The organism is Marinilactibacillus piezotolerans (assembly GCF_900114235.1).
GTDB classification, from domain to species: domain Bacteria; phylum Bacillota; class Bacilli; order Lactobacillales; family Carnobacteriaceae_A; genus Marinilactibacillus; species Marinilactibacillus piezotolerans.
Genome location: NZ_FOSJ01000008.1, coordinates 1 through 23,014 on the forward strand (window position 1 = coordinate 1; position 23,014 = coordinate 23,014).

The 23,014-nt window shown below is 36.1% G+C and carries 25 protein-coding genes, 1 tRNA gene, 1 rRNA gene and 2 other annotated features; of the genes, 25 read left to right on the forward strand and 2 right to left on the reverse strand.

Annotated elements, in window-relative coordinates; genetic code table 11:
- Positions 1-191 precede the first annotated feature (191 nt).
- Together rrf and BM212_RS03135 are read left to right on the forward strand one after the other, a co-directional pair.
- Positions 192-307 (forward strand): 5S ribosomal RNA (gene rrf, locus BM212_RS03130).
- 35 nt (positions 308-342) lie between these two features.
- Positions 343-415 (forward strand) — tRNA-Asn (locus tag BM212_RS03135).
- 202 nt (positions 416-617) lie between these two features.
- On the opposite strand, the gene BM212_RS03140 is transcribed toward BM212_RS03135, so the two are convergent.
- Both BM212_RS03140 and BM212_RS03145 read right to left on the reverse strand, forming a co-directional pair.
- Positions 618-920: a HesB/YadR/YfhF family protein gene (locus BM212_RS03140; RefSeq protein ID WP_072693509.1), complete on the reverse strand. Its 303-nt coding sequence runs from the start codon at positions 918-920 to the stop codon at positions 618-620.
- A 43-nt stretch (positions 921-963) separates the two neighbouring features.
- Complete coding sequence (locus BM212_RS03145) at positions 964-1,830, reverse strand: SDR family oxidoreductase (RefSeq protein ID WP_091896247.1); 867 nt, start codon at positions 1,828-1,830, stop codon at positions 964-966.
- Positions 1,831-1,989: 159 nt separating this feature from the next.
- Here BM212_RS03145 and BM212_RS03150 point away from each other — a divergent pair, with 159 nt between their 5' ends.
- The 23 genes from BM212_RS03150 (at position 1,990) to BM212_RS03260 (ending at position 22,742) form a co-directional block, all read left to right on the forward strand.
- Positions 1,990-3,129, forward strand: a complete 1,140-nt coding sequence (locus BM212_RS03150) for a glycerate kinase (RefSeq protein WP_072693507.1) — start codon at positions 1,990-1,992, stop codon at positions 3,127-3,129.
- A 12-nt stretch (positions 3,130-3,141) separates the two neighbouring features.
- Positions 3,142-3,696: a sugar O-acetyltransferase gene (locus BM212_RS03155; protein ID WP_072693506.1), complete on the forward strand. Its 555-nt coding sequence runs from the start codon at positions 3,142-3,144 to the stop codon at positions 3,694-3,696.
- 176 nt (positions 3,697-3,872) lie between these two features.
- Positions 3,873-4,979: an ABC transporter ATP-binding protein gene (locus BM212_RS03160; RefSeq protein ID WP_072693505.1), complete on the forward strand. Its 1,107-nt coding sequence runs from the start codon at positions 3,873-3,875 to the stop codon at positions 4,977-4,979.
- A 236-nt stretch (positions 4,980-5,215) separates the two neighbouring features.
- Positions 5,216-5,752, forward strand: coding sequence for a dCTP deaminase/dUTPase family protein (locus tag BM212_RS03165; RefSeq protein ID WP_072693504.1), 537 nt, complete (start codon positions 5,216-5,218; stop codon positions 5,750-5,752).
- 172 nt (positions 5,753-5,924) lie between these two features.
- On the forward strand, positions 5,925-7,295 hold the full coding sequence (gene radA, locus BM212_RS03170; protein ID WP_072693503.1) for a DNA repair protein RadA: 1,371 nt from the start codon (positions 5,925-5,927) through the stop codon (positions 7,293-7,295).
- A gap of 20 nt (positions 7,296-7,315) precedes the next feature.
- Entirely contained in the window at positions 7,316-8,428 is a 1,113-nt protein-coding gene (locus BM212_RS03175) for a PIN/TRAM domain-containing protein (protein ID WP_072693502.1), read from the forward strand.
- A complete protein-coding gene (gene ispD / locus BM212_RS03180; RefSeq protein ID WP_072693501.1) occupies positions 8,425-9,144 on the forward strand; it encodes a 2-C-methyl-D-erythritol 4-phosphate cytidylyltransferase in 720 nt (239 codons plus the stop codon). Before BM212_RS03175 ends, ispD begins: the two co-directional genes overlap by 4 nt.
- Positions 9,145-9,224: 80 nt before the next feature.
- The gene (gene gltX / locus BM212_RS03185) at positions 9,225-10,697 is read left to right on the forward strand and encodes a glutamate--tRNA ligase (protein WP_091896250.1); all 1,473 of its coding nucleotides are present in this window, start codon (positions 9,225-9,227) and stop codon (positions 10,695-10,697) included.
- Between the two features lie 6 nt (positions 10,698-10,703).
- Positions 10,704-10,921: a binding site (T-box leader), on the forward strand.
- A gap of 74 nt (positions 10,922-10,995) precedes the next feature.
- Entirely contained in the window at positions 10,996-12,420 is a 1,425-nt protein-coding gene (cysS, locus tag BM212_RS03190) for a cysteine--tRNA ligase (protein ID WP_091896253.1), read from the forward strand.
- Complete coding sequence (locus tag BM212_RS03195; protein ID WP_072693498.1) at positions 12,417-12,818, forward strand: Mini-ribonuclease 3; 402 nt, start codon at positions 12,417-12,419, stop codon at positions 12,816-12,818. The genes cysS and BM212_RS03195 overlap by 4 nt, the downstream gene beginning before the upstream one ends.
- Positions 12,819-13,011: 193 nt before the next feature.
- Positions 13,012-13,737 carry a 23S rRNA (guanosine(2251)-2'-O)-methyltransferase RlmB gene (gene rlmB / locus BM212_RS03200; protein WP_072695921.1) on the forward strand — a complete coding sequence of 242 codons (726 nt, stop codon included), beginning with the start codon at positions 13,012-13,014 and terminating at the stop codon, positions 13,735-13,737.
- Between the two features lie 32 nt (positions 13,738-13,769).
- A complete protein-coding gene (locus BM212_RS03205; protein ID WP_072693497.1) occupies positions 13,770-14,324 on the forward strand; it encodes an NYN domain-containing protein in 555 nt (184 codons plus the stop codon).
- A 267-nt stretch (positions 14,325-14,591) separates the two neighbouring features.
- Complete coding sequence (locus BM212_RS03210; RefSeq protein WP_072693496.1) at positions 14,592-15,212, forward strand: sigma-70 family RNA polymerase sigma factor; 621 nt, start codon at positions 14,592-14,594, stop codon at positions 15,210-15,212.
- A 437-nt stretch (positions 15,213-15,649) separates the two neighbouring features.
- On the forward strand, positions 15,650-15,799 hold the full coding sequence (gene rpmG, locus BM212_RS03215) for a 50S ribosomal protein L33 (protein WP_072693495.1): 150 nt from the start codon (positions 15,650-15,652) through the stop codon (positions 15,797-15,799).
- 43 nt (positions 15,800-15,842) lie between these two features.
- On the forward strand, positions 15,843-16,019 hold the full coding sequence (gene secE / locus BM212_RS03220) for a preprotein translocase subunit SecE (RefSeq protein ID WP_177206290.1): 177 nt from the start codon (positions 15,843-15,845) through the stop codon (positions 16,017-16,019).
- Between the two features lie 173 nt (positions 16,020-16,192).
- Positions 16,193-16,747, forward strand: coding sequence for a transcription termination/antitermination protein NusG (gene nusG / locus BM212_RS03225; protein ID WP_072693494.1), 555 nt, complete (start codon positions 16,193-16,195; stop codon positions 16,745-16,747).
- Between the two features lie 161 nt (positions 16,748-16,908).
- Positions 16,909-17,334, forward strand: a complete 426-nt coding sequence (rplK, locus tag BM212_RS03230) for a 50S ribosomal protein L11 (protein ID WP_087056883.1) — start codon at positions 16,909-16,911, stop codon at positions 17,332-17,334.
- Between the two features lie 193 nt (positions 17,335-17,527).
- Positions 17,528-18,220, forward strand: a complete 693-nt coding sequence (rplA, locus tag BM212_RS03235) for a 50S ribosomal protein L1 (RefSeq protein ID WP_072693492.1) — start codon at positions 17,528-17,530, stop codon at positions 18,218-18,220.
- A gap of 132 nt (positions 18,221-18,352) precedes the next feature.
- Positions 18,353-18,489, forward strand: a sequence feature (ribosomal protein L10 leader region).
- Between the two features lie 32 nt (positions 18,490-18,521).
- The gene (gene rplJ / locus BM212_RS03240; protein ID WP_072693491.1) at positions 18,522-19,028 is read left to right on the forward strand and encodes a 50S ribosomal protein L10; all 507 of its coding nucleotides are present in this window, start codon (positions 18,522-18,524) and stop codon (positions 19,026-19,028) included.
- A 90-nt stretch (positions 19,029-19,118) separates the two neighbouring features.
- Positions 19,119-19,484, forward strand: coding sequence for a 50S ribosomal protein L7/L12 (gene rplL, locus BM212_RS03245; protein ID WP_072693490.1), 366 nt, complete (start codon positions 19,119-19,121; stop codon positions 19,482-19,484).
- Between the two features lie 294 nt (positions 19,485-19,778).
- Positions 19,779-20,969 carry an FtsW/RodA/SpoVE family cell cycle protein gene (locus BM212_RS03250; protein WP_072693489.1) on the forward strand — a complete coding sequence of 397 codons (1,191 nt, stop codon included), beginning with the start codon at positions 19,779-19,781 and terminating at the stop codon, positions 20,967-20,969.
- A 40-nt stretch (positions 20,970-21,009) separates the two neighbouring features.
- Positions 21,010-22,164: an FtsW/RodA/SpoVE family cell cycle protein gene (locus BM212_RS03255; RefSeq protein ID WP_072693488.1), complete on the forward strand. Its 1,155-nt coding sequence runs from the start codon at positions 21,010-21,012 to the stop codon at positions 22,162-22,164.
- A 92-nt stretch (positions 22,165-22,256) separates the two neighbouring features.
- Complete coding sequence (locus BM212_RS03260) at positions 22,257-22,742, forward strand: LURP-one-related/scramblase family protein (RefSeq protein ID WP_177206292.1); 486 nt, start codon at positions 22,257-22,259, stop codon at positions 22,740-22,742.
- Positions 22,743-23,014: the final 272 nt, after the last annotated feature.

Below are 23,014 nucleotides of genomic sequence, written 5' to 3' on the forward strand. Positions count from 1 at the left end.
ATACAAAAGGCGTTCTTTAGCGGTCCCTAGACAGCTGAAGAGAGTCGAAGTATTTCTGAGAAGCCTGGCGAGTGAAACTGGAATAAAGTGGGAAAAGCGTATGATGGTGTTGTAGACAAACTTGTTTGGAAAGTTCAACTATCTAGTTTTCAGAGAACAACGTTCTCTAAAAGATATAAAAAGAGTCATTGTGCGGTGATGATGGCGGGAAGGATCCACCTGTTCCCATTCCGAACACAGCCGTTAAGCTTCCCAGCGCCGAGGATAGTGAGGGGTTTCCCCTTGTGAAAGCAGGACGTTGCCGTGCAGCTCTTTTTTATTTATTAAAAATAGTTTTTTGATTCCGCAATAGCTCAGTTGGTAGAGCGCGCGACTGTTAATCGCGTTGTCGCAGGTTCGAGCCCTGCTTGCGGAGTTTTTTTATGTTTAAAAATATAGCTATGTTCAGAATTTTAGATTCAATTATACTAAAATAGTTAAATATTTAGTAAAAAACACAATCTTCCTTCCTACAGTAGTGAAATTAGTGAGGAAAAAGATTGTGTTTTTTTATTATATCTACTATTATCTGTTAAATAAAATATTTTGTAACTTTCATTAATACCTATCCCAAAAAATTATGATTGAGTTTCCTGGAAATGATAAACTGGTTCTTCGAGTTTTGTGTCAAGGTCAATTTCTAAGTTGTAGCCACTAAAGAACCATTCATCTTCTTTTCCTGCAAAATAAGTTACTTCGTTAACTTCTTTCTGTGCCAATGGCTCGCTATCAGGTTGATCAACACTCATGCCTATAGAGAATCCTTCGTGGACTTCTGTATTTCCGTAAGTTTTGCCAAAAAATCTAACACTGTCACCTTTTTCTAAAGCTAGTTCGTCTTCAAACCATTTTACAGCACGTTCCGTTACATCGATTTTCATTATTATTCTCCTCTTAAAGCTTAGCCTTGTAATTTGTAGTTGGTCATCTATTCGCTAGAGCATTGGTGACCAAGTCTTTTAGACTAGCTTCCTTTTTAATCAAATTTTTTATATCAGTTCCAGGCTTTTCAATATCACCATTAGCTATAGCGTGGTTCATAGAGGCAGTAAATTCAGCTGCAGGTTTCGGAAGTCCTGAATCAATAAAGTATTGTACAGCTTCTTCATTGGAAACTGCTTTATATGTTACCTGTTTTCCACTAACCTCACTCAAGGTGACAGCAAGGTCTTCATAAGACCAAGGTGTAGAAGATGCTAGATCTATTATTTCATTTTGAGAACCATTTTGACTTAATAATGCTGCTGTTGCCATTGCTAGATCTGTACGTGAAGTGGTATTTAACTTTCCATCACCTACATTCGCTATTAATTTTCCAGAAGCTATAGACTGGTTTAGAGAAGGATTAATGAAAACTTCCGTATAAAGTGGGTTTCGTATAAATGTATAGGTAAGACCTGAAACTTTTATAGCAGCTTCTGTGGCAAGATGCAATTTTGCTAATGGAATAGTTGAATGATCTGCATTAGAAAAACTTGTATAGTAAATTCGGCCGACTTCTGCATCACGGGCAGCTTTTACTACGGTAGCGTGCTGGATTACTCGTTCCATGTCATCAGTGCTGGGACTTGAAATAAATAGTAATTTTTTGATTCCTTGAAAAGCTTTTACTAATGAATCGTATGAGGAATAGTCACCATATCTTATCTCAATAGTACCTGGGAGTTGTTCTTTTGCTTTTTCTACGTTGCGAACAATGGCTGCTATTTTTTCTTTTGGGTTTTCTTCAAGAAGTTCCTGGATCACTAAATTTCCTAAATTACCTGTTGCTCCTGTTATAGCAATGGACATGTTGGATCCCTCCGGTTTTTAGATTCTTTTGTAACTTACTTTATGTTTGTTTCTAATCTTAATTTTAAGTGTAATGATATGGGAAGTCAATTCTATAGCTGGCTATGAATAATGGAATTCTGGTATGATAGATTTAAAATAATGAGGAGAGTAGTTTATATGACAACAATTGTAATTGCATCTGATTCTTTCAAAGGAAGCGCAAGTTCAAAATTGATAGCAGAATATATTACTAAAGGAATTAAACGGGTTGATAATACAGTAGAGATTTTATCTTTTTCGATTGCCGATGGAGGAGAAGGAACGGTAAATGCTCTTGTTGAATCATTAAAGGGAGAGTATGAGATAGCTCAGGTGAAGGGACCGTACAACAAAAATGTGATGGCTCGATATGGAATGTTAGGTGATTCAAAAGCTGTCATTGAAATGGCTAAAGCATCAGGATTGCACCTGAAAAGTGTAGGAGACTCTCCAATAGAAGCACATACTTATGGTGTAGGGGAATTAGTTAAAGCAGCAATGGACAAAGGTGTCACCGATCTTTTTATAGGGTTAGGAGGAAGTGCAACCAATGATGGAGGAGCGGGCATGGCGCAAGCTCTAGGAGTAAAATTGTTGGATAAGAATGGTAAAGAAATTGGTACAGGATTAAATGAGTTGAAACGAATACATACTATAGATTATTCTCAGATCGATTCGCGAGTTAAAAATTGTAAATTTACCATTTTATCAGATGTAACAAATCCATTAACTGGTGACAATGGTGCTACTGCCGTTTTCGGTTCTCAAAAAGGAGTCAAGAAGAATGAGATTAGAGAATTTGATTCTATTTTGCAGTATTATGCTGAAATAGTAGAAGAAACATTGAAATGCAGTTATATCAATACAGCAGGTGCAGGTGCAGCTGGCGGACTAGGATTTGGTTTGATGGCTTTTTGTGGAGCAGAAATGGCTAGCGGTATAGACGAAGTTCTTAGACTAATAGAATTAGAAAGCGTTTTGCCAAGAACTGATTTGGTTATAACAGGTGAAGGTAGAATGGATGGACAATCTGTTCAAGGTAAAGCACCAACAGGAGTAGCAAAGTTAGCAAAAAAATATCATTTGCCAGTAATAGCTGTTGTTGGCGGAAGAGATGATGATGTTTCTAAAATCTATGAAGCAGGCATTGATTTGATCATTGATACTGTTAATCGACCAATGCCACTAAAAGAAGCTATCGAAAATGTGGAAAAACTGTTGATAGAAGCCGGAGAAACAGCATTTCGAGCTTATCAGTTGAATAAAAATAAACAATAAAGAGGGAGCAGAATGAAGACAGAAAGAGATAAAATGATTGCAGGAGAGTTATATAATCCGGCTGATGAGGAATTAGTTAAAATGAGGATAAAGACTCATAATCTGGCACATACTTATAACCTTTTAGAAACAGAACAGGAAAGATCCGAAATGATCAAAGAGATATTCGGAATAACTGGAGAAAAACTTCATGTTGAACCAGGATTAAGAGTAGATTACGGAGAAAATATAACAGTGGGTAATAATTTTTATGCAAATTTTGATGCTGTAATGCTTGATGTTTGTCCTATCACCATTGGGAAAAACGCCATGTTAGGACCGAGAGTCAGTTTAGTGACGCCTGAACATCCTTTGCATCCAAAAGAGCGGAATTCTGGTATTGAATTTGGTCGACCTATAATGATTGGAGACAATTGCTGGGTTGGTGCAGATGCAACGATCATTGGTGGTGTGACTTTAGGGCATAACGTAGTAGTAGGAGCTGGATCTGTTGTGACGAAGTCTTTTGGAGACAACGTTGTAATTGCTGGAAATCCGGCACGGGTTATTAAAACCATTGAAATTTAGTATAATAGAAAATCAATAAAATTCTTGAATAATATATTTTAGTCAACATGCACAAATATCTACTAGATATTTGTGCATGTTACCGTAGAGAAATAAAACCGTTTACAATAAAATGATGAGTGTAAAGAAACTGATAAAACTAAACTATAGAAAAATAAAAAGGATTGGTGAATTAAATGGTAGAAATCGCACTGAAAAATATATATAAGAGTTATGATAATTCGGAAGATTACGCAGTGTCAGATTTTGATATGAAGATCAAAGATCGTGAATTTATTGTTTTCGTTGGCCCTTCAGGATGTGGCAAATCCACTACCTTACGCATGATTGCTGGACTAGAAGAAATTACAGATGGTGAGTTATGGATCGGTGACACAATGATGAATGATGTGGCACCTAAAGACCGTGATATCGCCATGGTTTTCCAAAATTACGCTTTGTATCCTCATATGACTGTGTTTGATAACATGGCTTTTGGTCTGAAATTACGTAAATATAAAAAAGATGAAATAAAAAAACGTGTAGATAATGCTGCAGAAATTCTTGGGTTGACTGAATACTTAGACCGAAAACCAGCGGCCTTATCAGGTGGTCAACGTCAGCGTGTTGCTTTAGGACGTGCGATCGTTCGTGATGCTAAAGTATTCTTGATGGATGAGCCTTTATCAAATTTAGATGCTAAATTACGGGTAGCGATGCGTGCAGAAATCGCAAAATTGCATCAACGCTTGAACACAACTTCTATCTATGTAACACATGATCAGACAGAAGCGATGACGATGGCTGATCGTATTGTTATCTTGAAAGATGGATTCATTCAACAAATTGGAACACCGAAAGAAGTATATGATTATCCAGTAAATACGTTTGTAGGTGGGTTTATTGGATCACCAGCTATGAACTTTTTTGATGTGACACTTACCGGAAATCGAATATCTAATGGAAGTGGTATGGAAGTAGAAGTTCCAGAAGGCAGACTGAAAATGTTACGAGAAAAAGGATATACTGAGGGAGCAAAATTAGTTTTCGGTATTCGGCCAGAAGATATCCATAGTGAACAAGTAGCATTGGAAGCTTCGCCTAACTCTGTTATTACTTCTAAGGTAGCTGTTTCTGAACTATTAGGAGCTGAAACAATGTTGTATTCTGAAATTGGCGGTATTGAATTTATTGCAAGAGTAGATGCACGTGATTATCACAATCCGGGAGAAAATGTAGATCTCGCTTTTGATATGGGCAAATCTCACTTCTTCGATATTGAAACGACAAACGTTATCCGCTAATTTTAATAAAGAATTTAATAGATTAGTTCTTTCCTCTCTAGTTTAACCAGACTAGAGAGGTTTTTACTTATCCAAGAATCATAAATGAATTTGCTTTGATCTATATTCTTCATAAGAAGTGCTGCTAAGTGAGCAGTATAGTTATAAAGGCAGTCTTTATTATAAAATATGGTTTTCAGAAAATATCATTTCATGTAGAATAAGACCATATGATTTTAAGAGGAGAATATAAAAATATGAACGAACATATACGCGGGTTTGAAGTGGTGTCAAAATATAAAGAAGAAACAATCGATTTACCTGTAAGAGCGACAAAAGGATCGGCTGGTTATGATCTTAAAGCAGCAAAAGATACTGTGATTCCTTCAATTTGGAAAGCTTTGCTAGCAAATAATGGTCTTGAAAATCTTTTAGAAGGAAGTCCAATAAAAGAAGAAAACAAAGAATTTCTAGCATCAACTTTAGTTCCCACAGGAGTAAAAGCGTTCATGCCGGAGCAGGAGTATTTACTCTTAGCTAATCGTTCAAGTAATCCTATGAAAAAACAGCTAGCACTGCCGAATGGTATCGGAATTATTGATGCTGATTATTATGGGAATGCTAATAATGAAGGTGAAATTTTTGTGCAGCTGGTCAATTATGGATTTGAAGATATTCTAGTGAAAAAAGGGGAACGTATTGCTCAAGGTATCTTCACTCCTTATAAAATAATTGATAATGAAGTGAATGAATTTCAGACAAGAATAGGTGGATTCGGCTCTTCGGGGTCATAGTGAGAAAGTTGTTTGAAAAGATGAGAAACTTTGAAGAACCTTCTATGTATATAATGTGAAGATAACTCGTTTTAGCTTATGATATGGTATAATAGAGAAACGATTTATTTTAGAAAAGACTATCTTACATAAGGTAGTCTTTATCAATCCAAAAACAAAAGGGGTAACCTGATTGGCAAAAAAAGCACCTACAGTATTTGTTTGTCAGCAATGCGGGTATGAGTCTCCCAAGTATTTAGGGAAGTGCCCGAGTTGTGGAACTTGGAATCAAATGGTTGAAGAAAAACTTCCAAGTAAAAATGACAGTAGAAGTCGTGTATCCATTAGTGGTAAAACCTCTAAAGCAGAGGCTATTACAGATATTACTATCGAAAAAGAAGAACGAGTCAAAACTAAATTGGTTGAATTCAATAGAGTTTTGGGTGGTGGAGTTGTTCCAGGTTCACTTGTATTGATCGGAGGAGACCCGGGTATTGGCAAATCAACTTTGTTGCTTCAAGTATCTGCTCAACTGAATAATAGTGGAGGAACTGTCTTATATGTCTCTGGAGAAGAAAGTGCCAGCCAGATCAAGATGCGAGCTGAAAGACTAGAGCTCCGTGGTACAGATTTTTATTTGTACGCAGAAACTGATCTAAATCTTATTCAAGAGACTATCGAAAATATTAAACCAGACTATGTAATCATTGATTCAATTCAGACAATGCATCATCCTAATATTGATAGTGCTTCTGGAAGTGTATCTCAAGTTCGTGAATCAACTGCAACATTGATGCAGCTTGCCAAGATGAACAATATTGCTATTTTCATTGTAGGTCATGTAACTAAAGAGGGAAACATTGCTGGACCTAGAATGTTAGAGCATATGGTCGATACTGTATTATATTTTGAAGGAGAAAGACATCACACTTTCCGTATATTAAGAGCAGTAAAAAATCGTTTTGGTTCGACTAACGAAATTGGCATATTCGAAATGAGAAATGGTGGGTTAGAAGAAGTATTAAACCCTTCTCAGCTGTTTTTAGAAGAAAGGCTTGCTGGAGCAACAGGGTCTTCTGTAGTAGCAGCAATGGAAGGGACAAGACCCATTTTAGTTGAGATACAATCTCTGATTTCTCCAACTGTTTTCGGTAACGCTAAGCGAACAGCCAGTGGACTCGATTATTCTAGAGTATCTTTGATTATGGCCGTCCTTGAAAAAAGAGCGGGTCTGCTTCTGCAGAATCAAGATGCCTATTTAAAAGCAGCTGGTGGGGTCAAACTAGACGAACCAGCTATTGACTTGTCTATCGCTGTTAGTATTGCCTCTAGTTATAAAGAAAAAGAAACTAGAGCAACTGACTGTTTTATTGGAGAGATCGGACTGACTGGAGAAATTAGACGAGTATCAAAAATAGAGCAAAGAGTGAATGAAGCAGCCAAGTTAGGGTTTAAAAGGATTTTTATTCCAAAAAACAATCAGGATGGCTGGACTTTCCCTGAGGGAATCGAAATTATTAGTTGTGCTACTATCTCAGAAGTGATAAAAAAAGCATTTGTATAAAGTTTTGAAAGGAGGATTAGATGATTACAAATTTAATAATATTGACACTTGTTTTAGTTGGCGGAAGTCTTGGATATAATTTCTTTCCAGATTTAATGACTTTCGTCCCATCTGCTCCTTCTTGGATCTTTCATCCTATTGTTGGAATGATCCTTGGAGCAGCAGTTTTTTACCTGATTTCATTTCAGACAATCAAGCCAATTGAACGGGCAATAAAAAGAATTGAGAATTTTTTCAATGAACAAAGCGTTTCTTATCTGATTTTTGGGAGTATCGGTGCGATTCTTGGACTTATTCTAGCAATATTAATTAGCTTACCTTTAAGAGCTCTCAATTTAATCATTGTAAGTGATGTTGTTCCATTAATATTAACGGTGATTCTAGCTTATCTGTTTTTTCAGTTGGGTACCTCAAGAAGAGAAGAAATCCGCCGCTTATTCACTTCAAGAACTCAGAAAACTGAGGAGAATGGGATTTTAGAAAGAAAAGAAGGCGACACGTTTAGACGGTACAAGGTTCTTGATACAAGTACAATCATTGATGGACGTATTCTAGATGTTACTAAAGCAGGATTTTTAGAAGGTATCTTAGTTATTTCTCATCATGTTTTACAAGAATTACAGTATATTGCTGATTCTTCTGATAGTCTTAAAAGAGTACGAGGACGCCGAGGATTAGATATCCTTAATGCCTTACAAAAAGAAGAAAATGTTGTAGTACAAATGGATGACAGCGAATTACCTGAATCTGACGAGGTAGATATGAAATTAGTTCATTTAGCAAAAAAAATGGATGGCGTTGTTGTAACAAATGATTATAACTTAAATAAAGTTGCTGAATTTCAGCGCGTACCTGTTTTGAATATCAATGAGTTGGCTAATGCAGTTAAACCTGTTGTTATACCAGGAGAAAATATGCGTGTCATGATTGTGAAGAATGGGACGGAAAGAAGCCAGGGAGTTGCTTACTTGGATGACGGAACAATGGTAGTTGTTGAAGAAGGTCAACACTATATGAATCAGTCTGTCGAAGTTGTTGTGACTAGTGCGCTTCAGACAAATGCTGGGCGTATGATTTTTGCTAAAATGGCACATAGTCAAAAAGCTATTGATGATTGGAAGGAAACAAAGTGAAAGAAACATATGAAGTTATTCTTCTAGGAGCCGGGTCGAGTATTCGCTTGGGAACTTTGGAAAATAAAGTAATGTTAATGTTGAAAGATCGTCCAGTATACGATTATGCGTTGAATTTATTTATAGAAGATGATTGCTGCGAACAAGTCATTTTCGTAGTTCAGCAAGAGGATCAGGCAAACATAAAAAATCAGTTATTAAAATTATATAATTCATTGCCTAAAAAGTTAACCTTTGTACAGGGTGGTAAGGAAAGGCAATATAGTGTCGAAAATGGGTTAAGTGCTTTGAATAATCCCAAAGATGGATATGTACTAGTCCATGATGCTGCCAGACCTTTTATTGATAAAGAAATGATTAATGAATTATTTGAAACGGTAAAAGTTGAAAAAGCTGTTATTCTCGCAATCCCTGCTAAGGATACGATCAAAGTTGTACGAAATAGTGAAGTCCATCAGACTCTTCATCGTCCGGTGATCTGGCAAGTACAAACGCCTCAGATGTTCAAAAGTAAATTGCTTATTCAAGCGCACAAGCAAGCTAGTGTAGATGAATTTGTTGGGAATGAAGAAGGAGAACTGGTAGAAAGAATGAATCATCCAGTTAAAGTCTTAGAAGGAAAAGATAAAAATTTTAAAATCACAACTGCTACTGATTTTATGATAGCAGAAGCAATTGTTGAGAGAATCAGGGAGCAGGGAATAACAAACAATTGATTAGACAATCTGGTGTTTTATGCTGAAACATGTTAAGTTTTAAAGAAGAATAGCTAGTAAATTTTAAAAGGAGAGTATATATGGAAAATAAAGTCCGTGTAAGATATGCACCAAGCCCGACAGGACATCTGCATATTGGGAATGCACGTACAGCCTTATTCAATTATTTATTTGCTCGTCACCACGGTGGAGATTTTATTATTAGAATCGAAGATACAGATATCAAAAGAAATGTAGAAAGTGGAGAACAAAGCCAATTAGATAATTTAAAATGGCTGGGAATTGATTGGGATGAAAGTTCAGACATTGGAGGAGCATATGGACCTTATCGTCAATCTGAGCGTAAAGACATATATGATCCACTGATTGAACAATTACTGGCAAGCAATAAAGCTTATAATTGTTACTGTACGACAGAAGAGCTAGAAGCGGAAAGAGAAGCGCAGCGCGCACGCGGCGAAATGCCTCATTATAGTGGGAAATGTGCTCACCTGACTCCTGCTGAGCAAAAAGCGAAAGAAGATGAAGGTATTGTACCTGTAGTACGTTTTCGTATTCCAAAAGGCAGCACATATACCTTTGATGATATGGTCAAAGGAGATATTACTTTTGAAGCTGATTCAATCGGAGGCGATTGGGTCATTCGTAAACGTGACGGAATGCCGACCTACAATTTTGCAGTAGCTGTGGATGATCACTATATGGAAATCTCTCATGTACTAAGAGGGGATGACCATATTGCCAATACTCCTAAACAGATGATGGTGTATGAAGCTTTTGACTGGACGGCACCACGATTTGGTCATATGACTTTAATCATCAACAGTGAGACAGGCAAGAAATTGAGTAAACGTGATGAAACAATATTGCAGTTTATTGAGCAGTATCGTGACTTGGGGTATGTTCCAGAAGCTTTATTTAACTTTATAACACTGCTGGGCTGGTCACCGGTTGGAGAAGACGAATTATTTTCTCGAAAAGAATTCATTGAAATGTTTGATCACAAACGTCTTGGTACTTCACCTGCAGCTTTTGATTCCAAAAAATTAGAATGGATCAGCAATCAGTATTTGAAAAATGTTGATTTAGATGAATTGACATTAAAAGCGATCCCTCATTTAGTCAAAGCAGGCTTTCTAGAAGAAACTCCTTCACCCGAAAAAAGTGAATGGGTCAAAAAACTGATAGGACTATATCACGAACAAATGAGTTATGCTGCTGAGATAACACAGTTGGCTACCTTATTCTTTGAAGAAGATATCGAGTGGAATGAAGAATCTATAGAGATCTTGAAAGGTGAAACAGTCCCTCAAGTATTAGAAGCATTTAGTGCTCAATTAAAAGAAGTAGAACCTTTTGAAGCAGATGAAATCAAAAAAGCAATCAAAAATGTTCAAAAAGAAACTGGTGTAAAAGGTAAAAATCTATTTATGCCGATTCGAGTAGCCGTAACCGGACAGCAACATGGACCACAATTAAATGAAGCCATTGAATTGCTGGGAAGAGAACGTTCTTTAGAACATCTAGAAAAAGCAAAAAAACACCTATCATAAAAACAGCCAAATATTATGATAAGAAAAGTAGTTTGAAAACTGTCTTCAGAAAACCTGAGTAGATGTGAACAGGTGACAGAATTCAAATGAAGTGCCTCTTTGAATAAGATTGTCGAAATGTATAGTAGGCAGTCTCGATTTATCACCGTTAAAAGATAGAAAGGGAAAGTTTCCAAGAAAAGCTTTCTAAACAAAAGTGGAACCACGTATTTGGCGTCTTTTTTAGAGGCTGATCACGTGGTTTTTACTATAGTAAATAAAATTTTCATAAAAAACAGATGGGAAGGGAGATGGAGTAATGATTGAGTTGTACAATACGCTATCAAATAAAAAGGAAGTTTTTAAACCGATCGAAGACGGAAAAGTGAAAATGTATGTATGTGGACCGACAGTCTATAATTACATTCACATCGGAAATTCTAGAAGTACGATTGCATTTGATACGGTCAGACGTTATTTTGAGTATCGTGGATATGAAGTAAATTATGTGTCAAATTTTACTGATGTAGACGATAAAATTATCAGAGCAGCCAGAGAACTTGGAATTACTGCTCCAGAAGTAGCAGATCGATTTATCAAAGCTTATTATGAAGACACTGAAGCGCTGCACGTCAAAAAACCTACACATACACCTAGAGTGATGGAAAATATTCAGGATATTATTCATTTCGTTGAACAATTGATTGCGAAAGAATTTGCATACGCTGTTGACGGAGACGTATATTATAGAACACGAAAATTTGCTGGATATGGAAAACTAAGTGGAATATCAGTAGATGAATTAGAGTCTGGAGCAAGTAAGCGTTTGGAAGAAATAGAAAGTAGTAAAAAAGAAGATCCTTTAGATTTTGCCTTATGGAAATCAGTCAAAGGAGATGAAATCAGTTGGGCTTCGCCATGGGGAGAAGGACGCCCGGGCTGGCACATCGAGTGTTCAGTCATGGCAACTAAGTATTTGGGAGATACGATTGACATCCATGCTGGTGGACACGATTTGACATTCCCTCACCATGAAAATGAAATAGCCCAATCAGAAGCAAAGACGGGTAAACCATTTGCACATTATTGGATGCACAATGGTTTTGTAACAATGGATGAAGAAAAGATGAGTAAATCGCTGGGGAATTTTGTACTGGTGAATGAATTGAGAATGATTCATGATCCCCAAGTCTTACGTTTCTTTATGGCAACTGTTCATTATCGTCATCCAATCAGCTATACAGAAGATACAATTCAAGAAGCTAAAACTAACTTAAATAAAATACAGACGGCTTATGCGAATGCAAGTCACCGTCTGAATACGGCTGTAGATGCATTGGATGGAGACGAAGTTCACATAAGCCAATGGGTTCAAATGGTCAATCAGTTTAAACAACATATGGATGATGATTTTCAGGCTCAAAACGGAATTACAGATGTTTATGAAATGGTCAGGATGTTAAATCGTTATTTGAAAGCCCCTGAAGTTTCAAAAGTTGTTGTGAACTATGCGATGGAACAACTGGAAGCCATTCTTGATATATTTGGAATACAATTGAAGGCGACGGATGATAATAATCTATTAGACGAAGAAATTGAATCACTTATTGAAGAAAGAAACCAAGCAAGAAGCGAGAAAAACTTTTCACGAGCAGATGAAATTAGAAATATCTTGCAAGAAAAGGGGATTATACTTGAAGATACACCTCAAGGTATTCGCTGGAAAAGAAAGGATAGACTATGAAACCTAAAGACGCAGAGCTTTTGAATGGACTAGCACTGGCGTATATGGGAGATGCAGTCTATGAACAATATATTCGTGAATATTTACTGACGAAAGGTCAGACTAAACCTAATCAACTGCATCGACTAGCAACTAATTACGTTTCAGCAAAAGCTCAAGCATGGCTGATTGATGAGTTGATAGCCGAAGAAAAACTGAGCGAAATAGAACTAGACTTTTTTAAAAGAGGCAGGAATGCTAAAAGTTATTCTAAGGCTAAAAATACCGATGGTTCAACCTATAATAAATCATCAGGTTTTGAAGCAGTTTTGGGGTATTTATATTTAACGCAGCAATCAGTACGACTGAATGAAATAATAAATGAATGTATTTCAAAAATTGACAGTACTTTAAGCTAGTTACTCAATTTGAAAGGAGGATAATAGTATGGTTAAAAAAAATGATAATAAAAGGCTAAGAAATAATAGAAAGAATAGAAAGAATAACAAGAATAATGAGCATCCCAAACAGCATAGACAGTCAAGGATTCAGCCGAGAGCGGGACAAGGAAACGAATTGAAACATAACCTCGCTGAGATAAATCAAGATGAGATGGTGATGGGAAGAATACCAGCAATTGAAACACTGAAATCTGATAGAGATATCAATAAAGTCTTTTTACAGGAAGGGCTGTCAGGTGGGAAATTAAAAGAGATTCAGAGTGAGGCAAAAAAAAGAAAAATTCAGCTCAGTTTTGTACCCAAAAGTAAACTAGACTTATTGAGCGATGGTGAAAATCATCAAGGTGTTATTGTTGCAGCTAGTCCAGTAGCATATGCAGAGTTAGAAGATTTATTTACTGCAGCTAAAGAAAAAGAAGAATCTCCATTTTTCTTGTTACTTGACGGAATTGAAGATCCGCATAATTTGGGATCAATCATGAGAACGGCGGATGCTGCAGGGGTACACGGAATCATCATTCCTAAACGTCGAGCGGTTGGATTAACTTCAACGGTTGCGAAAGCTTCAACGGGAGCTATAGAACATGTTCCAGTCGTACGAGTAACAAACCTAGTACAGACAATTGATGAATTAAAAGAACGTGGACTATGGATTTTTGGAACAGATATGGATGGGAAAGACTATAGACAATGGGAAGTTGATTCTCCAATCGGTCTAGTGATCGGAAATGAAGGAAAAGGACTTTCTAGACTAGTAAAAGAGAAAGTAGATGAAACGCTGACTATTCCGATGACAGGTCATGTTCAGAGTCTGAATGCCAGTGTGGCATCAAGTTTATTGATGTACGAAGTATTTCGCAAACGTCATTCATTATAAAATAAATTTAAGTTATAGAGAGGAGGAGAGCAATGAAAAAGGAACTGCTATACGTAGATGGATACAATATGATTGGTGCTTGGCCGGAATTAGTGAAGTTGAAAAAATTGGATAAAATGGCAGATGCCAGAGATCTATTACTTCATGAACTCAGCAATTTTGCTAAATATCAAGGTGTAGAGGTACGCATTGTTTTTGATGCTCAACTTGTACCTGGCATCCAACAGAGATATGATAAATATGATGTGATCGTAATTTTCACAAGTGAAGGTGAAACGGCGGATAGTTATATCGAGAGATCGGTAGGAGAGGAAAATCTGCTAATGACGAATGTTACCGTAGCGACCTCTGATTTAGCAGAACAATGGATTATTTTCCAGCGAGGTGCAGCAAGAATGTCTGCTCTGGAACTCTACAAAGATATTAATAGAGTGAAAAAAAGTATTTCAGTAGATGCAACCTTATATCGTATGCAGCAGTATCGACGTAACTCTCCTCTGAAAGAACAAGACGAAAAAAGATTAAAGAATCTTTATCAGCAGATGATCCAGGCAAAATCGACTGAAAAATCTAAAGAAAAAAAGTGATTGTGAATAAAATGTGAACAAAAAAAGAGCTCTTAAACAGAGTTCTTTTTCATCATAATAATTACGGGAAACGTTAACATAACAAGTGTGTTTAATACTATATTACATATATATCTATTTGGAAAAAAGAATATAATAATTATAAAAGTTAAAAATATCATAAAATAACCCGTGACAATTAACAGATATGTGTCAGTATATAGTTAGAAGGTCTTTTCATTTCATGTGAATGTTTTATCAAAGTGACTTGGAAGGGAGTAATAATAAATGGATAAAAACTTAGGAGAAGGAGCAAATTTTAGAAATAGGAAAATGGAGGAGCATATAAACGAGACGCTGATATTCATGATTCAGTATATAGATGACAGTCATTTCGATAAACTGTTCGAAAGGTGCAAACCACTACTCAAAAAGGCTGTTAGAAAGAAGCGATACATAAAAGGATATGATCAAGATGATCTTTGGCAAGAAGCCTGTGAATGCTTTGTCGAAGTAACCAAAAAGTATGATCGAACACGTGGGATGTGTTTCAGTCAATATGTATCATTGAGCCTAGATAATCATTTCAATCGACTAAGAAGATGGAATAATGCTCTAAAAAGGAAATCAAATATAGAAGCCTTATCATTAGATGGATTAGTGGAGCAGGCCGGCCAGCATATTATGGGTTCTTCAAAAGAATTAACACCTCCGGAAGCTGTAATCGTGAAAGAGTCAATGTCAGAATATAGTGAAGTCTTATCAAGATTTGAACAGATTGTCAGCATGCTTTATATGGAAGGGTATTCTTATGATGAGATTTCTGCAGAACTGAGTTGTTCTAGGGAAAAGGTCATGAATGCAAAACATCGCTGTAGTCAGAAATATAAAAATCTATTTATGAGATAGATAATCGTTTATTGGAGATGAAACATCATAGATATGAATTGAAATAATTACCTTCTACCACATATTGGAATCTTAAGGTGTCGTTATGGTCAATTGAAAAGGACTAAACGATTATTAATAGTAAATAGATAACAATCTCTGTGTTATAAATCTAGCTGACTGATACTCTATTGACGGGAAAAAGTTGGCTAGATTTTTATAAATAATCAGTTTACTTATCTTGTTTAGAACTCAATGATAGAGTGTTTGCTAAAAAATGTACTCAATGAAAAGGTAGTTAGGTATAATGAGTTCTGGGATTTCAATAATCGAACAAAGCTATAAAATAAACTTAGCGGTTGACTAACCATTTATTTAACAGTATTATTTGTATTGGTACGCCATGCAAATAAATAACAAATTTGATCGGTGTAAATCAGAAACGAGGAACTAAACTAATGAAAAAGAAAGTCATATTAGCATGTACTGATTGCGGATCTAGGAACTATTCTAAAGATGGTGGATCTAAAATACGCACAGAGCGATTAGAGGTTAAAAAATATTGTAGCTACTGCGGGAAACATACGATCCATAGAGAGACAAAATAAATAAAAGCGTGATAAGCAATTTTCATTTAAGGAGGCGTAACCCGTGAGTAAAATCAAAAAATTCTTCGGTGAAGTAAAATATGAATTAAAAAAAACAACTTGGCCAACTGCAAAAGAAATGCGTAAAAATACTCTGACAGTTTTTGGAGTAGTAGCCTTTTTTGCTGTTTTCTTTTTCGGTGTAGATTCTCTTATTACATTTTTATTGAATTTACTTTAAAAATGATTTGAACATTAAGAATAAATAGATTATCATGAAGTTACATGATATAATACGTAAAAAGACACGTAAGAAAACCTTCTCATTTAACCAATATCATAGAAGGTTTTTTATTATGGTTAGAAATGATTAGTAGACAGACAACTCAAAAAACAATATTAAAGGAGAACAAAATGAACGAAATAGAATTGTCAAAAGCATGGTATGTATTGCATACTTACTCAGGTTACGAAAATAAAGTAAAACAAAACTTAGAGTCTCGTGCGACAAGTATGGGTATGGAAGATAATATTCTCCAAGTCCTAATCCCGGAAGAACAAACTTATGAAGAAAAAAATGGGGAAACAAAAGTCTCTACAAGCAAAGTATTCCCAGGATATGTATTAGTTGAAATGATTATGTCAGATGATGCTTGGTATATTGTCCGTAATACACCTGGTGTTACAGGTTTTGTTGGCTCACACGGAGCAGGAAGCAAACCATCTCCATTGCTGCCGGAAGAAGTAGACCAAATCTTGCGAAGTATGGGAATCAATCCTCGTAAAGTAAATATCGATGTTGAAATCGGTGAACGCGTTAAAATCGTTACAGGAGCTTTTGCTGGAATGGAAGGAACGATTACTGAAATTGAATCTGAAAAAGGTAAAGTTAAAGCTTTAGTAGAAATGTTCGGTCGTGAAACGAATGCTGAGCTAGAATATGATCAGATTGCTCAGATTAAAGATTAAGTAATAACAAAACTATTATTGACATTGACACGCTGAAGGTCTATAATACATCAGTACGCCTAATATGCAGTGCGCATATTTTGCATGCGAAGAAATAGGTGGGAGAGGAAAACTATAACCTCATTTAACCACTCGCGAAACAAATCAAGGAGGTATGTCTCGTGGCAAAGAAAGTCGTAAACGTAGTCAAATTGCAGATTCCTGCAGGGAAAGCTAATCCAGCTCCTCCAGTAGGACCAGCATTAGGACAAGCACAAGTAAATATCATGGGATTCTGTAAAGAATTCAACGCTCGTACTGCTGATCAAGCAGGAATGATCATTCCGGTTGTTATTTCAGTATATGAAGACCGTTCATTTACATTTATCACTAAAACTCCACCAGCTGCAGTATTGCTTAAAAAAGCTGCCGGCGTTGAGTCTGGTTCAGGCGAACCAAACACTAAAAAAGTGGCATCTGTAACGCGTGATCAAGTTAAAGAAATTGCTGAAACAAAAATGGAAGACTTAAACGCAGCAAGCGTAGAAGCTGCAATGCGTATGGTCGAAGGTACAGCTCGTAGCATGGGCTTCACAGTTGAAGGTTAATAAAAACCAGAAACTATAAGCTCTTGCTGTCTCCAAAGTCGTAAAATCAATACTTATTAAGTAGACGATTATTATTGGAGGATTTTTTTCAATTGTCATCAAATAGACTGACTCACTGAAAATCATTTCAATCGCACTGTGGAGAACAAGTGGGAGGTTAAGCCGTTAATACCACAACAAGGAGGAAATAATCATGGCGAAGAAAAGTAAAAAATATTTAGCTGCTTTAGAAAAAGTAAACAGAGAACAATTATACGATGCTACTGAAGCGCTAGAATTAGTTAAAGAAATCGACTACGCTGGATTTGATGCATCTGTAGAAGTTGCATACCGTCTAGGAGTAGATCCTAAACAAGCTGATCAACAAATTCGTGGAGCAATGGTATTGCCGCACGGAACAGGTAAAACTTCAACAGTTGTTGTTTTCGCAAAAGGAGATCAAGCTAAAGCTGCAAAAGAAGCTGGAGCAGATTTCGTTGGCGATAGTGACTTAGTAGAAAAAGTTCAAGGTGGCTGGTTAGAGTTCGACGTTGTCGTAGCAGCCCCAGACATGATGGCTGAAGTTGGGAAATTAGGACGTATCTTAGGACCTAAAGGCTTAATGCCAAATCCTAAAACTGGTACAGTAACACCTGACGTAGTAAAAGCAGTCAATGATATCAAAGCTGGTCAAGTAACTTATCGTGTAGATCGTCAATCAAATATACATGTTCCAATTGGAAAAGTATCTTTTGACTTGAATAAATTACAAGAAAACCTTGCTGCACTTCATGATACAATTGTTAAAGCGAAGCCTGCAAGCTCAAAAGGCGTTTACATCAAAAATATGGCTGTTGCCAGCACATTTGGCCCTGGTGTCAAAATTGATCAAACAACAGTTAAATAATTCTAATATATTCTAAAAAAATCAATTAATTCTTGACCTGTGTAAGGTAGCTTGCTATACTTATGCAGGTTAAGCAATTAACTAAACATTGATGATTAAAAGTAAATAGATTCTACATCTTGATTTTGTAGAAGAAATTACTAGATTATACCGAAGACAGTATGTGGCGTAAGCCTTAATAATCATACCGAGGATAATTGTGATGTATGTATACATTAAACACACAATCCCTCATTGTCTACGGAGACATGGGGTTTTTTTATTGCCCTTATCAATTAATTGATCAGGAGGTGAAACATCAATGAGCAAAGCAAGTGTTTTAGCACAAAAAGAAGAATTAGTACAAGATATTACTAAAAAATTCCAAGATGCATCAGCAGTAGTCGTAGTTGACTATCGTGGATTGACTGTGGAACAAGTAACTGAATTGCGTAAACAATTACGTGAAGCTGGAATCGAAATGCGCGTATTGAAAAATACAATGCTTCGTCGTGCGGCAGTAGCAGCGGGACTAGAAGGACTAGAAGACGTCTTCAAAGGACCTACAGCTGTAGCATTCAGTAATGAAGAAGTAGTAGCACCTGCAAAAATTATTGCAGAATTTGCTAAAGATGCAGAAGCTTTAGAAATTAAAGGTGGCGTATTAGAAGGAAGAGTTGCAAGTGTTGAAGATATCAACAAAATTGCAAAACTACCAAGTCGCGAAGGTTTACTTTCTATGTTACTATCTGTACTTCAAGCACCAGTTCGAAACACTGCATTGGCAATCAAAGCAGTGGCAGAGAAGAAAGAAGAGGAAGCAGCTTAATTTCCAGTACGGAAATGCCTACTCTAGAGATTTATATGCAGTATCATTTAATTAAAAAAAAACAACTATTAAATTGGAGGAAAATATAAAATGGCATTAGATATTGAAAAAATCATTGCTGACTTGAAAGAGTCTACAATCGTTGAATTAAACGACTTAGTTAGTGCAATCGAAGAAGAATTTGGCGTTGAAGCAGCAGCACCAGTTGCAGCTGCAGGAGCAGCAGAAGGTGCTGCAGAAGAACAAACTGAATTTACAGTTGAATTAACAAGTGCTGGATCTGCTAAAATTAAAGTAATCAAAGCAGTTCGTGAAGCTACTGGTCTTGGCTTGAAAGAAGCTAAAGCATTAGTTGATGGCGCTCCTTCAGCAATTAAAGAAGGCGTTTCTAAAGAAGAAGCTGAAGAACTTAAAGCTAAAATCGAAGAAGCTGGCGGATCTGTAGAAGTTAAATAATTTAACTCTACTGTGCTAGTTACTGGTTGTAAAAGAGTCAGTGAATTGACTTGCTCACAAAAAAGTATCTCTATTTTGATTTTCTAATCAAAATGGTGGATGCTTTTTTTGTTTTCTAAGGTAAAAAATCAAGAATTATTGGCAATTATATGGCAATTTCATGCTAATTGTACAGGAAACCTATTAAAAGGGAATCGAATCTGTTAAAATGTTTTTTTGAAGAGGATAAAACTCTTTTTGATTTAAATGTTAGATGCATACCAGTATTTGTGAAATGCAAAGGAGAATTAAGAAATGAGTAACGACAAAAATGTGCAGCGGATAGACTATGGTATTATTCTGACTGTTATGCTTCTTGGATTATTTAGTATCGTTATGATTTACTCAACGACCGCACTTATGGAAGATGCTGGAATTAGACCTACAATCATGCAAATTGCTTGGTATGTTTTAGGAGCTGTTGCAGTAGCCATTATTATGCAGTTTGATTCTGAACAGTTATGGAAAATGACAACTTATTTGTATATAGCGGGTATCATATTGCTGATTTTAACAACATTACTGTATGATAGACAACTACAAGCCGCTACAGGAGCAAGATCTTGGATTAGAATCCCAGCCGTTGGGACTGTCCAGCCATCAGAATTCGTTAAGATACCTTATATACTGATGTTATCTAAAATTGTGACCAGACATAACAATTATTACAATTATCGAGATTATGCAAGTGATTTTAAACTAATAGGAAAATTAACGCTTTTTGCTGCTATACCATCTGCCTTAGTGTTATTTCAGAATGACTTAGGTACAACGCTTGTATACCTAGCTGTTTTCGTTGGAATAATTTTACTGTCTGGAATCAAATGGCAAATCTTGCTTCCAGCTTTTACTTTAGTTGCAGGTGCTGGGATTACGTTAATACTATTAGTAACGTATAATCGTGAATTACTCATACAGATGGGATTTGGCGGATATCAGCTTGCGCGTATAGAAACTTGGCTGAATCCATATCAGGATACTTCTAATGCTGCATATCAGATTACTCAAGTATTTAAAGCGATTGGATCCGGCGGAATATTTGGTAAAGGTCTGGGTGTCACTGAAGTCAATATCCCGGTTAGAGAATCAGATATGATCTTCTCAACTGTAGGTGAAAATTTTGGATTTGTTGGTGGCGCAATACTCATATTGACTTATTTCGTTTTGATTTATCATATGGTTAAAATTGTTTATGATACCAAAAATGAATTCTATGCTTATATTGCAACAGGCGTTATCATGATGATTGCCTTCCATGTGCTGGAAAACATTGGAATGAGTGTAGGCTTGCTTCCTATGACGGGCATCCCATTACCATTTATTTCTCAAGGGGGATCTTCTTTACTAGGCAATATGATGGCGATAGGGTTGCTGATGTCCATGCGCTATCACCACAAATCGTATTTCTTTTCCGGAGACGGAGAAGAATTTCATTCAGGTGCATAATAAAATGGAAGTTAAAAATAGGTAAGGGGGAGTTGCTGAGATGTTAAAAGATAGATTGAAGCACGTAGATAAATATCTTGTAATTCCCTTTTTGATATTATCATTGTTCAGTATTGTAATGGTATATAGTGCAAGTAGTTATGTGGCTTTGCAGGAGTATGGGAATCCTCAATTTTATTTTATTAGACAATTCATGTTTGTGGGGCTGGGATTATTATTTGCTTTTGCAGGATTTATCTTTCCCTTTAGATTACTTAAAAAGAAAAAGTTCGTTATGCTGGTCGTTTTAGCAATCATCGTAACCTTAATGCTCTTGCTTATTTTCGGTAGAGAGATCAATGGAGCAAAAGGATGGATTGAAACCCCCTTATTCAATATCCAGCCAGCTGAATTTGCAAAACTGATCGTCATTTGGTATTTATCGTATATCTTATCAAAAAAACAACATGTTATTGCGAATGATTTTTGGAATTCAATTATGGCGCCAAGCATATTAGTTGGATTTATTGTTGCATTGATACTGATTCAGCCGGATACGGGTTCAGCGGTTGTTATTTTAGGAATTAGCATCATTTTGTTATTTTCAAGTGGTGTTTCTGCAAGGCTTGGCTTACTCTTTGGTTTTTCAGGAACAGTATTTTTATTTGGAATATTAGAAATTGTTAGGCGCTTCGGTGAAAGCTTACCATTCTTAAAAGACTATCAATATCAGCGGTTTCTGGCTTTTTGGGATCCGTTTGCCTTGGCGGAAGGTGCTGGATTACAGCTTGTTCAGTCCTATTATGCATTAAGCAGAGGTGGAGTCTTTGGAGTTGGAATCGGTAATAGTGTCCAAAAAACTGGTTATCTTCCGGAGCCATATACTGATTTTATTCTATCAATTACTGGAGAAGAATTAGGACTTTTAGGAATTTTATTTGTTTTAGGACTAGCGACTTTAATGATTTCTAGAATGTATCTAATCGGAATCCGCTCTAAAAAAAGTTTTGAATCTATGATGTGTATCGGTATTGCTACGCTATTTTTGATACAAGCTACAATCAACGTAGGTGGCGTAATTGGACTCTTGCCGATTTCTGGGATGACTTTCCCGTTATTAAGTTATGGAGGATCTAGTATGCTGATTTTATCTGCATCTGTAGGTTTAGTTGCAAATGTGTCGGCTAGAGCTAATCTAGAAAGAAAACTGAAATAAAATAACTGAAAGGTCATATTTTTACGATATGGCCTTTTTTGTGGTTTTCTTTATAATGGAGATAAACCCATTAAATTAAAGGAGTTTTGATTGTGAAATACTATATTAAACAAAAAGTGTTTTCGCTCAAAGAGCAGTTTACAGTTAAAAATGAAGATGAGCAAGATGCCTACTATGTAGAAGGGAAACTTTTCACACTCGGAAGTAAATTACATATTTACAATACAAATAATGAAGAAATCTTGTACATTGAACAGAAAATCTGGAGATTTCTTCCGGAATTCGATATTTATCAACAAGGAGAACTTGTCGCAACAATCAAAAAAGAATTTAGATTTTTTAAAAATGATTATTCTATCAATGGACCGGATTGGGATATAGAGGGGTCAGTCATGGCTCATGATTATGTAATCAGGGAACGGGAAAAAGTAGTCGCAGATATCAGTAAAAAGTGGTTGTCTTGGGGAGATTCTTATGCGATCGATATTCAAGATAACAGTCAGAAAGAATTATTATTGCGAGCCGTTATCGTTATAGATTGTGTGATTTCCGCCAGCAGGAAGCAAGGATCTTCCTGATAAACGGCAGGAAGCAAATTCAGGTCGCTCAATTTTAGGTTGCAACCTACTATTAAAATTGCTACAATAACTAAAGCAAAACTCCTTTAAATTTTACCCTGTGAGGTAAAAAAGGATGGAAAGCTTTATATCATTACTTTTCTCCCTCAACTATAATTAGGCAAACTGATTTATAGAAATGTCTGAAGAGTAGAGGCGAAGAGTAGGCGATTTCCATCGAATTTCTAGGTCCTTTTGCATAAAAGCAAAGGGTATTTTTTTACGAAAAATTA

Coding starts and splice junctions, on each gene's coding strand:
- BM212_RS03195 (WP_072693498.1), top strand. CDS start 12,417: ATGAAACCTAAAGACGCAGAGCTTTTGAATGGACTAGCACTGGCGTAT.
- rplJ (WP_072693491.1), top strand. CDS start 18,522: ATGAGCAAAGCAAGTGTTTTAGCACAAAAAGAAGAATTAGTACAAGAT.
- rpmG (WP_072693495.1), top strand. CDS start 15,650: ATGAAAAAGAAAGTCATATTAGCATGTACTGATTGCGGATCTAGGAAC.
- gltX (WP_091896250.1), top strand. CDS start 9,225: ATGGAAAATAAAGTCCGTGTAAGATATGCACCAAGCCCGACAGGACAT.
- BM212_RS03175 (WP_072693502.1), top strand. CDS start 7,316: ATGATTACAAATTTAATAATATTGACACTTGTTTTAGTTGGCGGAAGT.
- cysS (WP_091896253.1), top strand. CDS start 10,996: ATGATTGAGTTGTACAATACGCTATCAAATAAAAAGGAAGTTTTTAAA.
- BM212_RS03140 (WP_072693509.1), bottom strand. CDS start 920: ATGAAAATCGATGTAACGGAACGTGCTGTAAAATGGTTTGAAGACGAA.
- BM212_RS03160 (WP_072693505.1), top strand. CDS start 3,873: ATGGTAGAAATCGCACTGAAAAATATATATAAGAGTTATGATAATTCG.
- BM212_RS03155 (WP_072693506.1), top strand. CDS start 3,142: ATGAAGACAGAAAGAGATAAAATGATTGCAGGAGAGTTATATAATCCG.
- BM212_RS03165 (WP_072693504.1), top strand. CDS start 5,216: ATGAACGAACATATACGCGGGTTTGAAGTGGTGTCAAAATATAAAGAA.
- rplA (WP_072693492.1), top strand. CDS start 17,528: ATGGCGAAGAAAAGTAAAAAATATTTAGCTGCTTTAGAAAAAGTAAAC.
- nusG (WP_072693494.1), top strand. CDS start 16,193: ATGAACGAAATAGAATTGTCAAAAGCATGGTATGTATTGCATACTTAC.
- rlmB (WP_072695921.1), top strand. CDS start 13,012: ATGGTGATGGGAAGAATACCAGCAATTGAAACACTGAAATCTGATAGA.
- BM212_RS03205 (WP_072693497.1), top strand. CDS start 13,770: ATGAAAAAGGAACTGCTATACGTAGATGGATACAATATGATTGGTGCT.
- rplL (WP_072693490.1), top strand. CDS start 19,119: ATGGCATTAGATATTGAAAAAATCATTGCTGACTTGAAAGAGTCTACA.
- BM212_RS03210 (WP_072693496.1), top strand. CDS start 14,592: ATGGATAAAAACTTAGGAGAAGGAGCAAATTTTAGAAATAGGAAAATG.
- BM212_RS03255 (WP_072693488.1), top strand. CDS start 21,010: ATGTTAAAAGATAGATTGAAGCACGTAGATAAATATCTTGTAATTCCC.
- BM212_RS03250 (WP_072693489.1), top strand. CDS start 19,779: ATGAGTAACGACAAAAATGTGCAGCGGATAGACTATGGTATTATTCTG.
- BM212_RS03145 (WP_091896247.1), bottom strand. CDS start 1,830: ATGTCCATTGCTATAACAGGAGCAACAGGTAATTTAGGAAATTTAGTG.
- BM212_RS03150 (WP_072693507.1), top strand. CDS start 1,990: ATGACAACAATTGTAATTGCATCTGATTCTTTCAAAGGAAGCGCAAGT.